Annotated in this window: 14 protein-coding genes; 4 read left to right on the top strand and 10 right to left on the bottom strand. The window is 60.4% G+C overall.

All coding sequences use genetic code 11. The annotated features are described in order from the left end of the window. Positions 1-15: 15 nt before the first annotated feature. Positions 16-897 carry a TylF/MycF/NovP-related O-methyltransferase gene (locus IFU19_RS12285; protein WP_192014105.1) on the bottom strand — a complete coding sequence of 294 codons (882 nt, stop codon included), beginning with the start codon at positions 895-897 and terminating at the stop codon, positions 16-18. Positions 898-975: 78 nt separating this feature from the next. After that, entirely contained in the window at positions 976-2,532 is a 1,557-nt protein-coding gene (locus IFU19_RS12280) for a thymidylate synthase (RefSeq protein WP_274604688.1), read from the bottom strand. Positions 2,533-2,804: 272 nt separating this feature from the next. Between IFU19_RS12280 and IFU19_RS12275 the strand changes: the two genes are divergently transcribed. Continuing rightward, positions 2,805-2,990 carry a hypothetical protein gene (locus IFU19_RS12275; RefSeq protein WP_192014099.1) on the top strand — a complete coding sequence of 62 codons (186 nt, stop codon included), beginning with the start codon at positions 2,805-2,807 and terminating at the stop codon, positions 2,988-2,990. Positions 2,991-3,046: 56 nt separating this feature from the next. Here IFU19_RS12275 and IFU19_RS12270 read toward each other — a convergent pair whose 3' ends face one another. The 4 genes from IFU19_RS12270 to IFU19_RS12255 form a co-directional block, all read right to left on the bottom strand. Next, positions 3,047-3,553, bottom strand: coding sequence for a DUF3846 domain-containing protein (locus tag IFU19_RS12270; RefSeq protein WP_192014097.1), 507 nt, complete (start codon positions 3,551-3,553; stop codon positions 3,047-3,049). 169 nt (positions 3,554-3,722) lie between these two features. Beyond that, positions 3,723-4,067 carry a hypothetical protein gene (locus IFU19_RS12265; protein ID WP_192014093.1) on the bottom strand — a complete coding sequence of 115 codons (345 nt, stop codon included), beginning with the start codon at positions 4,065-4,067 and terminating at the stop codon, positions 3,723-3,725. Positions 4,068-5,217: 1,150 nt separating this feature from the next. Further along, entirely contained in the window at positions 5,218-7,446 is a 2,229-nt protein-coding gene (locus IFU19_RS12260; protein ID WP_192014091.1) for a glycoside hydrolase domain-containing protein, read from the bottom strand. A 3-nt stretch (positions 7,447-7,449) separates the two neighbouring features. Beyond that, a complete protein-coding gene (locus tag IFU19_RS12255) occupies positions 7,450-8,172 on the bottom strand; it encodes a hypothetical protein (RefSeq protein WP_192014087.1) in 723 nt (240 codons plus the stop codon). A 1,841-nt stretch (positions 8,173-10,013) separates the two neighbouring features. On the opposite strand from IFU19_RS12255, the gene IFU19_RS12250 reads away from it, so the two are divergent. Together IFU19_RS12250 and IFU19_RS12245 are read left to right on the top strand one after the other, a co-directional pair. Continuing rightward, positions 10,014-10,403 carry a hypothetical protein gene (locus tag IFU19_RS12250; RefSeq protein ID WP_192014085.1) on the top strand — a complete coding sequence of 130 codons (390 nt, stop codon included), beginning with the start codon at positions 10,014-10,016 and terminating at the stop codon, positions 10,401-10,403. 184 nt (positions 10,404-10,587) lie between these two features. Then, positions 10,588-10,965, top strand: a complete 378-nt coding sequence (locus IFU19_RS12245) for a hypothetical protein (protein WP_192014083.1) — start codon at positions 10,588-10,590, stop codon at positions 10,963-10,965. A 93-nt stretch (positions 10,966-11,058) separates the two neighbouring features. Here the strand turns inward: IFU19_RS12245 and IFU19_RS12240 are convergent, their stop codons facing one another. Further along, complete coding sequence (locus IFU19_RS12240; RefSeq protein ID WP_192014081.1) at positions 11,059-11,319, bottom strand: hypothetical protein; 261 nt, start codon at positions 11,317-11,319, stop codon at positions 11,059-11,061. Between the two features lie 92 nt (positions 11,320-11,411). Between IFU19_RS12240 and IFU19_RS12235 the strand changes: the two genes are divergently transcribed. Then, positions 11,412-11,714: a hypothetical protein gene (locus IFU19_RS12235; RefSeq protein ID WP_192014079.1), complete on the top strand. Its 303-nt coding sequence runs from the start codon at positions 11,412-11,414 to the stop codon at positions 11,712-11,714. A gap of 26 nt (positions 11,715-11,740) precedes the next feature. Here the strand turns inward: IFU19_RS12235 and IFU19_RS17160 are convergent, their stop codons facing one another. From IFU19_RS17160 to IFU19_RS12225, 3 genes are all read right to left on the bottom strand, one after another. Continuing rightward, positions 11,741-12,094: a DUF6907 domain-containing protein gene (locus IFU19_RS17160; protein ID WP_441004775.1), complete on the bottom strand. Its 354-nt coding sequence runs from the start codon at positions 12,092-12,094 to the stop codon at positions 11,741-11,743. A gap of 293 nt (positions 12,095-12,387) precedes the next feature. Then, the gene (locus IFU19_RS12230) at positions 12,388-12,732 is read right to left on the bottom strand and encodes a histone-like nucleoid-structuring protein Lsr2 (RefSeq protein WP_192014077.1); all 345 of its coding nucleotides are present in this window, start codon (positions 12,730-12,732) and stop codon (positions 12,388-12,390) included. A gap of 200 nt (positions 12,733-12,932) precedes the next feature. After that, a complete protein-coding gene (locus tag IFU19_RS12225; RefSeq protein WP_192014075.1) occupies positions 12,933-13,952 on the bottom strand; it encodes a hypothetical protein in 1,020 nt (339 codons plus the stop codon). Positions 13,953-14,012: the final 60 nt, after the last annotated feature.

Raw genomic sequence — 14,012 nt, 5'->3', positions numbered from 1 at the left:
AAGATTCTCTTTCAATTACTGTTGTCTCAAGAATACTCCGGTACCGTGCAGATTAAAATACCTCGGGTCCTCGAGCAATGGAGTGGCTGCCATGCGCTCGCCCAGGGTGTATCGAAATCTGTCCACACCGGTTAGGTGGTCGAATATAATCGCACCACCCACGACGACGTTATCGCGCAGCGCGGTCGTGGCAGCGGTCGCGGAGCTATAATTATCGGTGTCAATAAACCCTAGTACGACGGGACGGTCTCCAAGCTGTGAAGCCGTCTCTACAATGTCGCCCTTGACCAGTTCGATTTCGGCATCGGACAGATATCGTTGTACTGCCTCGAAGTCGTGAAATTCTGCGCCGGGGTGGTCGTACATGTCTAGTGGTGACCGTCGTGGAGGAAATCCGCCGAATGTATCGAACCCTAAAATCGGCCATGATTGTCGAAGGGCGTAACGGAGTTTCGCCAAGAACATTGTGGTGCCACCCCTGAATACTCCAAATTCCACGAGGGCACCCTTGAGTTCGAGCTCAGCGGCGCGACGAACGCATTGGAATATGTGGGTCAGCGTGTTGGGGTAGCCGTTTGCAATTGATGGGACGAGCAGGTCTGCGAGAAGGGATGAAAACAGGGGATCAGTGAATGAGTAGTGTTCGTACCCCGCTACGACCAGCTTCGGTGAATAGCCAAGATGCGGCAGCGCTGCTCGTATGATCGCTTCCTTCGCTTGATCCTCCATGACCACGACAACTGGTGGTTGATCTAGGCCGAGCGTGGAGAGGGGGCGAGCCGAAGCGGGCCCCGCGTCAGCTAGTGGGCCGCCGCCATACCAGGTGAGTTCGCACCCGGGCAGGTGACTGCGGAACCAGCTGGCAAACCCAACTCCTGCCACGTCTTGGCCGATCATTCCGAACTCGGTGACCCCTTGCGACGCGTGCGTTAGTGCGTCTTCACGGATCTTCTCGATTGCTTGGGGGTTCATCGATCAGCCCCCAATCTCGCGACGGATTGCGGAGACTGCGTCCGGCAAATTTTGCGCGGCGGCGAGCAGGAGCCGGATGGCGGCGTCGCTCAGCGAACGCGCCGCGATCGCTTTCGCGTCCACACTCGTTGCGCTACTCCTCACGAGCAGGTCGAGTTGAGAGAAGAGTTCTACTACCTGCGGCACCTCTTCGCGCACCGTGCCGTGTGGGACATCGAACGGACGTGATGCAATAAGAACCTCGAACCCGGCCGGTCCGTCGCTGTGGGGGCCGCTGGTGGATTCGCCATACAACCCGTGTGCAATCTTCTCGTCTTCGTCCGCCAAGAACGTTTCGTACTTCAATGCGTAGACAGCCAGATCGACAGCGGTGTCGAGGAGACTTTCTGCACCGGTCGGGGCGCCACCCGCGACGTTCTCGAGTCGGTCCGCCTTGCGGGCGAGGTTTGCCATGATGCTGACCTGCTCGCCGCGGCGCTTCCAAGCGCTGCCGTAGCCTGCGTCCTTGCTGCGGTGTAGATCCGCTACCGCCTCGCGAAGGCCGTCGGCGGAGGACTCCGCTTTGTCAGATCGGGGGAGACTGAGCGAATCCCGGAACAGAAGTTCGTGGAGCGCAAAGGCTATGTCGGACTTTCCGAGCTCCTCGACCATTGCGCGGAGCGTACTGTCGCTGGCACCTTGATGCGACGCCCACTTGACCCTCAATGCCCGCAAGAAATCACGCAGCAGCGGGTCCGGGAAGTTGAGAATGTCTGCCTGTGCATCCGAGCCTGATGAAAGCTTGGCTTCGATCTCGAACCATTGGTGCATCACGCCAGAGAGATCCTGCCAGGGCGTTGCAAAGCGCGCTCCGATCCATCCGTCTTCGTAGCCAGCGCGACCGCTGTAACCCGCTAGAGACGCTCTGACCTGTGGAGAGCGTTCGTCGTAGTAGTGGAGCGAAGAAACGAAGAAGGTCACGGGACCTACGTTCGCACCCACCCAGTGGGCCATCATCTCATGAAGAACACTCCACTCGAAGGTGTTGATCCCCGAAAATCCCCAGATCAAATCATTGGAACGAACGACGACGTTGAGATGGAGCACCCCATCTCGCTGTACAAAGTGGAGCCAGTTATTGCACGGCACATCACGTGTCTCGACGTAGTCTCGTGCCGGATCGAAGATGGACATGACGGCGCGTCGCGTCAGTGGGTCTTCGAGGAGGAGCTTCCTCACTTCGTTCACCTGGTCGACGCCCAACCAGTCCCGAAGTCGCGGCCCGTAGGCCCCTCTCCAATGGATACCGTCATCAGAGAACTGCGGCGCACGGGGGAGGTACCGAGAGAGAAAGGATACGTCGTCGCGCCCTGAGAGGACCCACATAGACTCCGCAATCGTGGCGAACGGGTCGTTTCTCCGCCCCGGAATTGTGATGAAGCGTTCCATCGGCCTCTCGATGGTCAACGTTCGGGAGAGTAGCTCACGCGTCCCCGCCCCACGCACCGTGACGCTTTGCCCCGCAGCGTCAACCTGAGACAACTCCCCGATAAATGCTGATGCCGCATTCCTGTACCTCATTGTTCCCCTGCCCCCGAGACCCACGCCCTACACGACACGATCTAGCTGCACTCTCCCACGAACGCAGGACAGACTGTATCTGCCACGCTATGGCGGGCCGCGCATCACACCGCGTGCGACGGTGCGCCGGTGAGGAAGCTTCCAAGCGACCACTCCTGATGGATGCCCGATGAGTCTCTTACCTACAGTGAGCGGTACTCCATCGGTTGAGCGCTGGGTTGCGGGTTGTGTTGTAGATTCAGCGATGACTGGCGCGCCTTGACGGGAGAATCGTGGCGAAAAACACAGGCAAGGGCTATCGCATCGGACAGCAAAAGAACCGCTATCAGCAGAAGAACTTGCTGACCATGCTGTTCGATCTCTTCGATGGGAACGGGAATTATGTCCGCTCGAAGAAGTCCAAGGGAAAGTTCAAGGGTGTAGAAACGCGGCGGGCTCGTAAGCCACCTCGTGGCTAACGAACCGCCACCGAAATGAGGGAGGCGGTGGCCATCGGGCTGACCACCGCCCCTCGTCATGGCTGACTATCCATGTCGCCGCTGCCGTCAACGCGCTCGATCCGCACCTCCAGCGCGGGCGACATCTCTTGCAGAAGCACCGCCCATACCATCGTTTCGACGTAATCGTCTCGGTCGATCGGCTCTTCGTGCCACCGGGTAGCGCCACTCTCACGGGTCCGAACTCGGTACATCCCCGGCTCAAGTAGCCGCCGCCAGAGCTCACTCGGCATGTCTGTGTTCTCACCCTCCTCGTCGGTCAGTCCAACAACCGCGATGTCGCCGACGAGTCGGGCGTCGCGAGCCTGCGGAACGTGAAACCGCCACAGGAACGTGGCGCGCCGATTGAACGGCAGGTCGCGGATAAGTCCTTCCTCGTTGACGTACATCGTGACGCCGAGCTCGGGGATATCGACCGCCTCGATCCAGCCGCCGACGGCCCGCTGGTAGTCCTCCAAGAAATCCAACGTGGTGGTCCTGAGCGGTGCGGTGTTGTCTGCCGGGATGATGATGCCCTGCACCATGGTGGTGTTCCTCCTTTGTGCGTGCGACCGGGAACCGGGGTGGTTCTCGTGGAATCGCAGAGCACAAACGAGGTCGGGCAGTCGGCGCGGGGGAGTGGGGCGGGGCGGCCGACGAGCGAGCGTCCGAATGGACGAAGCTCAAGCCGGCCGCCCGGGTGGGGTGGAGCCGTCAGGTTCCCTGGGGCTTCGGCGGCGTGCGCGGCGTCTTCGGTGCCGGGGCGGCGTTGAAGATTGCCGCGATCGCATCGCGTTTGCCGGCTGCCTCGCGTTCGATCTCGTCGCGCACGTCTTTCGCGCGGCGTTGGATGTGCGGGTCAGTTCGGGCCTTGTCGATCCAGGCTTCGACGGCGAGGCGGACTTCGTCGGTGACGGTCCGGTCGTTGAGCTGGGCGATGATGTCCAGCTGGGTGCGGGTGGACTCGTTAAGTCTAACCGCGAGGGGTTTGATCGGGCCGTAGCCGAGTCCGTTGGCGGACGCGGGCGGGGGCGGGGTAGTGGCGTTGGACTCGCTCACGAGCAGGTTTCCTCCTTGACGGGTGCGGCCCGAGAACTCTCTTGGTTCTCTACAAGACCGCATGCCGGCAACGAAGCTTCGGGAGCGGGTGCCAGGACTGAACTGCAGCACCCGCTGTTCCCAGTGAACGACGGAACGTGTGCGGTGCCAACCATCCGATCGGACGAGCTCGGAGACGAAGAGGCGAGACGAGCAGAGCCGGACAGTGTGACCTTACTAAGTCTCAGGAGAGATGCTCGATCCATCTGGGCCACGCGCATCGTCCATTGCCGCCCTTGAAATCAGGCTGGTCTATACCGCCGACATCATCGCGGACCTTTTCAGCCGCAGCCTCCGGCGCGTTGACGGGACGGAGGTCAGCTGGTCTGGGCGCCTGTCCACATGGGAATGGGCTCGTCGGGTTGTACCCACAGCCACATATAGCCGTATGCGGCTCGGACCCTGTCCATCGCATCCTCGGGTGGTTCGAGTAGCGACTGCGCCACGTCTGCTCCGGTTGACCCCGGGTCGCGGTCAACTGCGTGAGGCGGAAACGTCACTCGGCGATAGAACAAACGACCTGACTCCTCGCCAAAGCGACGCACGAGGCGAGGCCCGACCAAAACACATCGAGACCCCAGCAGCACCGATCGGCGATCCACGAACAGACGAGCGAACGGACCGCTTCGCGTCACCCCTGGGATTGCTTACGTTGCGTCTCGAGCAGGTTCGCTTCCCTTGGCGCTGGTGAGAGCCAGGCCTACGAGCCCAAAGACGACGGCCGGTAGGGTGAATCCGGTTAAAAATACGACCCGCAACAAGACCGGTAGAGTGCTGACCCCGCGCATGATTTCCGCATTGCCATATAAGTTGAGTATGACGATCACCCACGTCCCTGCGAGAAGAACGACTAGTAGGCCGGAAATCTCTAAACGGATCGACAAGATCCGCGCTAGCGAACGCGACTGTGTCATGGCTACCAGTACCGCGAGCGCCGCAGCGGCGAGGCCAAGGACGACGGTGACTCCGTTCTCTCCCTCATCGCTCGATGACCCGAGAGAACCCAAGCTGACAACAGCCCCGAGTCCGCACAAAACCAGAATAGGTAGTCCCGTGAGCACACTTGCAAGGGCTCGCCATAATCTCCGCCGAGACGACTCCAACACTGGGCTCATGAACGGAAGTCCTGGTGCCAACGCTGAATGAGATAGTACAAGGTCATGCGCTTTCTCCCGTATATGCCATCGCCGTTATACCCGGTCAGCGCACTCATTACTTGCGCCGGAGTTAGGTAGCGCATGTCGGTAGCACCTACACTCGTCCGGGTGTTCGCGTAGTACATCATTACCAACAGGCAGGTCTCGATGCTGTACTCGAAATCGGTCGACAGCTTTTGCCAGACCTCCCAGCGATCCCGCCACGCCGAGAATTTGTACTCCCGCTCAGTAATGAGTTTGGCGTCTCGCGCCCAAGTACGTGCAAGAATGGCGGTCCTGGCGAAGATTTGCGCTGGCCCTGTGGACGAGTCGACCTGCTCCGGCGAAGGGACCTCATTACCGTTTGCCGCCTGCTTTTCCAAGTTGCGATAGAACGAGCGAACGTACTCGTCCTTCGCTGCGTCCGACCCCCATATCGCCAAACCCTCCCAAATAAGGGGCGTGAGCACCAGCGCCTTGTAAACTTTGTACTTTCGAGCCAGGCCAGTGATGAATGAATCGTACGTGCGAACCCAGCCCGTGACTGCCTCGCGATTGTTTGTCATAAAAGACTTCTGTAGTGCGGAGTCGCCGTACCCGTAACAATGATCGAACCATGCGGTCCCAAACGCAGCGAATCTCGCGGATGGGATGAGCGGATCGTCTCCGACGTTCGTAGCGGTAGCTAGCGCAGAAACGCCCGCATCCCGACCGGAGACAATATTCTTATCAATCTCGATCATTCCCGGACTGCCGGCAGCTACCGTCAACGTCTGGATCTGGTCGAAAGCCCAATTTGTTGGCAGAGTTTGGCCGATATTGCCTGCGTAGCCAGTTGACATATCACTCACGAAGCTAAAAACCGCCAGCCCAGCTGCACTGACCTGTTTACACACACTACGTGGCCCGTAGATACCCACACGATAGCTTCTGCCGTGTTTCGAAAGGTTGTCATTGACTGCGCGGAAGTAGGGAATAACGTTGCGGGTGATTTCCGGATCAGAGATATCGTAGTCCACGCTGAAGTAGATGACAGCATTGGCTGGAATTCGATTCGCCCACGCCGTGACCGCCGCTTCTTCAGCAACCTCTTTTCCGCGCTGGGCGGTGAAATGTTCCGGCTCGCTCCCACCCGTCTGGAAAAGAGGAAAAATCCGGCCGCCGCTAGAGACGATGCGCGCGGCCTCACCGCGCTTGAGTTCCTTGTCGGGCACGTTGTCGATTGTGTTGGCCAGATACCGACCGAAGTGTGTGTACCCGGCCGCCTTCAGAGTAGAGAGGCGCTGCGACGTCAAGGTCGTGATGCAGTCAGCAGCGGCGCCCGGGCGGGAGTCGTCGCCAGTGCTTACGAGCAGAGACCCCCACGTTTGCACGTTTCCACGGCCAGTCACTGGAAGGGCCGCGAACTGTTCAAAACTTTTCACGAAAGATGCGGTCGTTGCTGTGAATGAGCCACTGAATGTGGAGGCGAAACCATTCACCCTAAGCGCGAAGTTGAACCACCGCACAAAGTATTTAGAGGAGTCGACGGAGCCCTCGCCTATGTTCGCGAGACTCTGGATCTTGGATTTCGTAGTCGGTCCAAAATTGCCGTTGGCGGTGTCGTCATCCAATCCAAGTTCGTACTGAACGGCGTACATCAAGGCGCGGTGGATGTCGCGCTGAAAGACGCCGTCGGTGGGGACTACGTAGAAATTGCGCCGGTTGATGTAACGCGCGTTCATCGCGCGTTGGCCGGCCCGGATCACGGAGTCTCCGTTCGCGACGAGCGTTGCGGCGTCCATGGTCAGCAAGAACTTGAAAATCTTGGGATGGAGATCGCTTGAGGATACGCCGAGCCCTAGATCGCTACGGAGGGAAGTCACGGCCTGCTGCGTAGTAGCGTCCCAGAGCCCGGTAAAACCGCCATTGCCGGCGTTGTACCCCTTACAATATAGGGCGCCCTGAGCAATTTTGACTATATTCGAGATTTTTCCTGGATTGGAAGCACTAAGAGACCCGAAGCTCGTCAGAGCAGCAAGCGTGCCAGCGCCAAAATTATCAGAAAGTGGGCTGACGCCTAGCTCAAATTGAAGTGAGCGCGTAAGGGCGTACATAGTCTGCCACCCGCTGACGCCATCCTCGTCGAGTCTAGAAAAGCCAGCCTTGGGGCTGAAGTTGATGTTCAGCCACTTTTGAGTATTTGAGACCCACGGATCCGACATACGCTATTCCTTCTCAATCTCTCGGTTCAGAACAGTAGGCGTCGGAACAAAGCTGCTGAGGGGTGCGCCTGAAGGGGTGACAGGGTACGCCGCAAGCAGCCTGGTGTCGCGAAATTCGAAGTCGCTCTCAGATGGTCGAAGGACGACGGCCGGCAACCTGATACCAAATTCCGAAGGCTCTGAGTTCGAGGTCTTGACCGCACTGATAATCACAAGTTTGTCACCCGCGGCTATTTCCTCGGCGAGGATGAAAAGCGTTTCTTGCAGACCGTCACCGAGATCCTCTCGTGAGGACGGAATAGACCGCCCTTGATCTCCGTTGATAAGCCCCACCATCTCCGGCGCTCCGTTTGAGCCCCGCAGCGCGAGGTGCGTACCGGGCGGTATCGGCTTCGGTCCCATACTACAAACCTCGGTCACGCCTGGGAGAATTTGACCATCCACGCACAGCCACGTCACTAAAACTTCGGCGCCCCAGGGGCTCGCGGCGCGGTACGTTGCGCTCAAGACGGCCCGCGCGATTTCTTCGCCTGCTTCGGAGTTGAGCTGGAAACAGGTGTCTACTGCATCCCCAACATTCTCCTGGGGATAGAGGTTGATAGCGCGCACGCGAAACAAGACCGTTGAAATACCGGCCGGGACGGCCAGTGTCGCTACGCCGCTCTCAGCTCCGATGACAACAGTCTGGGTGGGCGCGTCCAACTCATCGCTGTCGAGCTGAGCCAAAGGTTCAATCTGAAAGAGCCGAGAATCCCATTTTGCGACAAATAGTCTGCGGTCGTCGGAGAGGCCGACGTCTATCGCACGGGGGAAGAACGCGGTTCCGGCCGAGGCCCAATCACCGACAAAGAACGAGGATTGACCTAGGTCTTGCTCGCTCCACGAGATCTTACTTTCCGGCGTGTTCGCGGAAGCTGTCGCAGCGCGGGAAGCTGGCGGGCCCGCAAGCACAGCGCCTCCGATAGCTGTCGCTACCTGTAGCACCGTTCGTCTGCTGATACTGCTAATCATTTTCTCCATTCGTATGACTTGGGCGCGTCGATGAACGCGGCCGCACGGCGGGGGCAAAAGTTAACCGGTCAATATCGGCGCCCGACACTAGCGACTATCTCGGATACGTCTTGCGGATAAGACAGAAAGGACGCCGAATCTCGTGGCAATGGACGACGATCGTAATTTATGGGCCACAAGCAACCACGTCGGGGACGTCTCCGGGAGGGACTGTGTTCTGCGCGCTCCGCCCGTCACGAATTTTGCAGCACCTTCCCACACCCCACGCGTGTTCGATGAACGGGGAGGGTGGGGTTCGTCGCGAACGCGCCACATCTGGCTGGAGTTGCGGCCTTCAGCATCGATCTCCGGGGCAACTTTGGGCACATCGTTAACCATTCGGGAGTCGTAAGCGGTCGTATGGGACGGCAGAGGTCGACGCTATCGGTTCGCACGAAACTCGTCTGTCCCCCGAACGGTGGACGGCTCAGACGTCAACCCCATTGCAACATCAGCTCGCGTGTGATGCTGGTGGCATCACTGCACGTGGTCGCCTACGCTCTGCCGTATGAATCGACGATCAGTTGCCGTCCTAGGAATCGTTGCGAGCATCGTTCTGCTGGCTGGATGTGCAACTGGGGCGTCGACGACTTCACCCAGTAGCTCCTCCGCTGCAGATGCGCCCACGTCCGGCTCTCCGAGCGCGGCAGATCCTGTCGCCCGAGAACGAGTCGACGAGTGGATGAGCCAGATCAGCCTGCCCTCGGGGGTTCAGGCGTCAGCAGCGGAACCCCGAACCACGCCGAGTCTTGACTCGCAGACTTACGAGTGGTGGTGCAGTCCAATGGAGGAGAAGACTGAGTACTGGACTCTTCCGGGTGCGACGGTCTCGAGCACTGTCCAGTGGCTGGCGGATCACCCGACCTCGGGGCTGATCACATCTGCCGGAGCTGGAAACCTGTCCGAAGACGCGAACATCGCGATGCTCGGTCATGTTCCCTCCCGGAACTCCTTCGAGGGGATCGTGTTCACGGTTGCGCGCATGACTGATGGCGTCGCGATCAAGGCCACTGCTGGCGCCGTCCCCGAACAGGCAACCTGTCCGACATCTCCGTCCGGTGGAACGTTCGGGGGCCCGGGCGAGGGGTGAGTCGGGCAACAAGGTCGAGCACCGCCACCAGCGTCGTACGACGCCCGCCCTTGTGGACATCCGCCATGGGCTCACAGCGCGCGATGGAAAGGCACCTAGCGAGGACCGAACAGCCAGATCACATTCGATCTCCACGTAATCTCTTAAATTTTTGGTTTGTCCCCCAAAAGGACTACAGATCGCGACCGACCGGTGTCGATAAATTGAGGGCGCTAGATGCCGGGCGGCGCAAACGAGGTCCGCAGGTATCGAAAGGGGGAACAAGGTGGGGAATCAGAATCGGACGGTCCTGTCACGACGTCTCTTCTTGCTGACGGCGGGCGCGGGCGCGGCGGCCTTAGCGACGGGCGTTGGTCCGATCAGTGCTGCGAGCGCAGAAACATCGGCAGGCCGGGCAGCGACTCACGCAGCCAGCTCGAGAGCGTCATTGACCCTCGAACAGGTGTGGGCTGAGTACAAGGACGCTATCGCTCGCTTCCCCCTGGCGCTCCCTTCAGGCTGGTCCTTCCCGGCCGATTCGGCTCTGCGCAGTGCAGTCCCGGATGCGTCCTGGGAAGTCGGCAGCGGGGAGTCGGAGGCGTATCTCGTTTGGCAGGAGGCAGTTGCCTTCGCCGCGAACGAAGCCCAGTCTCGCGGGGACCTGGATGAAGCCGACAGAATGTTGAGCTTGCTTGAGGCTGGTTACTCCAGCAACACCCGAAAGCGTGCCCTCGAGGATCCGAACCAGATCATCATGACGGACGCTCTCGACGCCGCTCGCGATGATGAACGCGGTGCGGACTACGAGTCTCTCCTGCAGGCAGTTGCTGCAGGGTGAGACTCCCCGGCGCCTAGGAGTACAAACTCGGATTCGTGGGGCAGAGGTCCGGCACTAGTCCGCGTCACACGTGCCCCTCGCGGGCTGTTCCGCCGGGGGTCATAAAGCGCGAGCAAGATACCTCTTGCCGAGGTGGCTCGTGGGTGCGCCGCCAATCAGATCAAGTTAGACATTAGGGAAGATCATGGCTTGGACCAACACCAACCCCTCTGGCGCCGCCCAGATCAGCGGCGGCACAGTATCGGGATACAGAGAATTCGCGACGTATCGCACTGTCCTCGGGCGTGTCGAGATGCGCTTCACAGACGTCGCGTTCGATAGCGGGTACCAGTTCCAGGCAATGTGGGCAAACCTAGAATTAGCGACTCGCAGCGGCAGTGTGGTTGGACGAGGGCAGCTGAGCAAGGCTTGGGGTGTCATGCCCGGCTTCACTCATCTGGGAACCTTTTCGAACCCCGTGACGGTTCGCCTCCAAATCCGGAGCTCGAACGATACGCCTCGCAACGGCTCGGGCGCGTGGTACCAGTTTCAGTCGCAACTGCGCTGGAACAATCTGACCTAAGTCGCGATTAGCGACGCGGGTAGGCAGCTGCTCCACTGCTGCGCTGATCGAGGCGTCGCTGATCGCGTGTGCTTCTGGGTTTGCGAGCCAGCCTCAAAGCACCGCGGTGACGATGCTTTCTCCGACGATCAGAGTGTGCACGGGGCGGGCGAAGCTCCGCGCGATCCTGCGCGACATGTCGACGGTGACAGTGAGGTTGACGAAGTCGCCGTTCGCGAATCCGCGTTCGCGAAGCTCAGCGGTGATTTGTTTGTGGAGCGCCGGCCTGAAGCTGTGTGGTCCCGAAGCAAACAAGTCAGAAAAATGACTGTCGGATTTCTTCTCGGAAACAACTGCATCGGCTTTCCACGGCAATCGCGTCGCGACGACCGAAGGAGATAACGAGCTACTTTTCCTGACTTCACGTCAGTAGAAGCACTTCACGCGGCCAGGTTATAGTGCGAAGTGTGCCAAACAGCATCGAGCGAATACATCTGGTTGTCGATGGATCCCTTCATGAACTCGGTCCTGAAGAGCGTGTGGACGACCTCGAAGCGCAGATTCTCCAGGCGACACGAGCTGGCGGCGGGTTTGTCAGGGCCACCCTCGATCGCGGACAACGGCTCAGCATCTTCGTCTCGTCCACCAGTTCGATTCAGATCGTGGCGTCAAACGTGCAACCCGACCATGCCTCCGCTGACGACGATGACCATGACGAACGATGGCCAAACTTCATCGACGACGAGGCAAGGCCGTTCGACCACTCCTGATCGAGAATGCGGCTCGGCCACCACAGCTACGAACTCGGTGCTGCGTTCCGGCGTCGATGTTCATGTGCTGATGCGAGGGCAATGCGGATTGCCGCGTTCAGGCGCTCGGCGCTGTCGGTGGTGACTGCGATGAAGCGAGTGCCATCTTCAAGCGGCCCAATGTAGAGGTAGGTGGCCTGAGCGTCCCTCTCCAGCGCCACCACGTAGTCCTCCGCGGTGAGGGGCGCCGGGGCGGAGCCGCCGAGCGTCACTCGGCGGCGCTCTACGACGGGCACAATGTGCCCGTCGCTGCGATGCCAGCGTGGTGGGGAAGGTTCTTGTCCGTCATCGTGGCCGGCACACCACGGTGGACATTCGCTTGCGTTGCCGGTGTGCGTCATGACAGGCCTTTTCGTTCCGGTAATTCGCCAGTCCCGGCGACTGCGGGGTGCGCTCGGTTGCTCAGTCTTACCCTTTTCTGTGCCCCGGTCGACATGTTCGATGACTTACAATTCCGGCTTCCTAAGACACAAGATGCAGACACCAGGGCCCTTCTAGAAGCGGCCTGCGAGAAGCTCGAGGAAATGGCAGTGAAGACTTGGTCTGGGGCACCGGCACCGAAAAACCATCAACGCCCCCACGAAACAGTGGGGGCGTTGATGTTCATAGGGAGACGCGCAAGAGAAGAGCAGGGTCAGGCGTTTGCAGCCTTGTACGCGTCGATCACGGTCGCCGGCACGCGACCACGGTCGCTGACGGTGTGTCCGTTGGCGCGCGCCCATTCGCGCACAGCGCCCAGGTCGAGGTCGCTCTTGGTTCGCGCGCCGCGAGAAGCAGCGGACCGACTCGCAGACCCGATGGAGCGGGCCGCGTCGACAAACGGGGCGAATGCGCCGAAGAGCTTGTCGGCGTTCGTGTCGGAGAGGTCAATCTCGTAGGCGCGTCCTTCGATAGAGAAGGAGATCTGCTTTCCTTCGCCTTCTTCGAGAACGCTGCCATCAAGATCATCGATGAGGTGGGAGATGTGTCGGGTAGCCATGTATAGCAATCTACTCGCCGTGGAGAAGCGAATCCATTCGTGTCGATAGAGGGTCGACGATTTGATCCCGCGCGACCGGCGTTGGGGGAAATCTCACCCGGATGCCTGGTCTTTCAAATTCAGCAGGCCGGCTTTCGCTCTGAGGAGCAACAGATCGGCCCGCCGCCCCATTCGAACGACGGGCCGATCTGTTGCTCCTATCAGGAGTGTGCGCCTGCGCGGCGACGCGCCACTAGGACAAAGGCGATACCACCGAGAATAAGCACGCTTGCCCCGATGCCTGCCGCGGTTGTACTGGAGCGATCGAAGCCCGTCACGGCCAGGCCGTTGGCGACAGTGAGCGAGGCGTAGGCAGAGCCGCTGGTCGCCCCGCGCACCTCGATCCTGTGGGAGCCAATGGCAGCGTTGGACGGGATGGTCACCGTCTTAGAGATGGTGCCGTCTGCGCTGGCCGAGGTCGACAGCAGCTTGATCGGCGTGGAGTGCAACCAGATCTCGACCGACTCACCGGCCGCGAGGCCGCTTGCACTCACCGTGACCTGGTTGCCTCGGGCGACCGTGGTCGACGAGAGCGAGACGGCGACCGGGGAAGCCGATGCAGTGGGAGAGGGGGACGCCGTTTCGGTCGGCTGCGGAGTGGGCGTGGCCGTCGGTTCGGTTGTCGGTTCCGGCGAAGGTGTGCTCGTGGGCTCGGGCGACGGAGCCACAGTAGGGGTGGGGGTGGGGTCGATCTTCTCGGGCACGGTGAAGGTGTAGGGCTCGACGATGTCTTTGGTGCCGAAGCAGTCGCAGTTGAGTACGTAGTAGCTGCGGATGTAGCGGGTATAGGTGCCGGGGGCGAGCGTGATGGTCTGCGTGAAGGCACCCGGGCCTGTGACGTCGAGGAACTGCGTCGTGTCGGAACCCGTGAAGTAGGTGTAGTTCTCGGCATCGTCGACGACGTAGGCCTCAAGGGGGGTGTTGTCGCGCTCGGGTTCCACGCCGGGGCGCAGGTCGTAGCCGAACGAGAGCGTCACGTCGCCGCTGGCGTCGACCGTCTGATCGGGGCCGCTCGTGATCATGGCGTAGGTGTCGTCGTAGGGGCCCGCCTCTGACGGTGTTGCGGACGCCGCCTGGGCAGTCCCTCCGATGGTCAGGACGAGCAATCCGGCGGCAAGGAGGACGGTGGCCGTAGTGCGGCCTGCCCGTCCGGCTTTGCGAGTGGGTACGGGTCGGGTCATGGCGGAATCCCCCAGGTATGCGGATGAGCGCCGAGCAGGGTGGCCGGCGTGCGCCTGTCC

The organism is Microbacterium sp. CFBP 8794, from assembly GCF_014841235.1.
Taxonomy (GTDB): Bacteria; Actinomycetota; Actinomycetes; order Actinomycetales; family Microbacteriaceae; genus Microbacterium.
The sequence above is the reverse complement of the archived record's forward strand: the minus strand, read 5'-3'. Positions and strand labels throughout refer to the sequence as shown.

Coding starts and splice junctions, on each gene's coding strand:
- IFU19_RS12260 (WP_192014091.1), bottom strand. CDS start 7,446: ATGTCGGATCCGTGGGTCTCAAATACTCAAAAGTGGCTGAACATCAAC.
- IFU19_RS12280 (WP_274604688.1), bottom strand. CDS start 2,532: ATGAGGTACAGGAATGCGGCATCAGCATTTATCGGGGAGTTGTCTCAG.
- IFU19_RS12245 (WP_192014083.1), top strand. CDS start 10,588: ATGGCTTGGACCAACACCAACCCCTCTGGCGCCGCCCAGATCAGCGGC.
- IFU19_RS12225 (WP_192014075.1), bottom strand. CDS start 13,952: ATGACCCGACCCGTACCCACTCGCAAAGCCGGACGGGCAGGCCGCACT.
- IFU19_RS12230 (WP_192014077.1), bottom strand. CDS start 12,732: ATGGCTACCCGACACATCTCCCACCTCATCGATGATCTTGATGGCAGC.
- IFU19_RS12285 (WP_192014105.1), bottom strand. CDS start 897: ATGATCGGCCAAGACGTGGCAGGAGTTGGGTTTGCCAGCTGGTTCCGC.
- IFU19_RS12270 (WP_192014097.1), bottom strand. CDS start 3,553: ATGGTGCAGGGCATCATCATCCCGGCAGACAACACCGCACCGCTCAGG.
- IFU19_RS17160 (WP_441004775.1), bottom strand. CDS start 12,094: ATGACGCACACCGGCAACGCAAGCGAATGTCCACCGTGGTGTGCCGGC.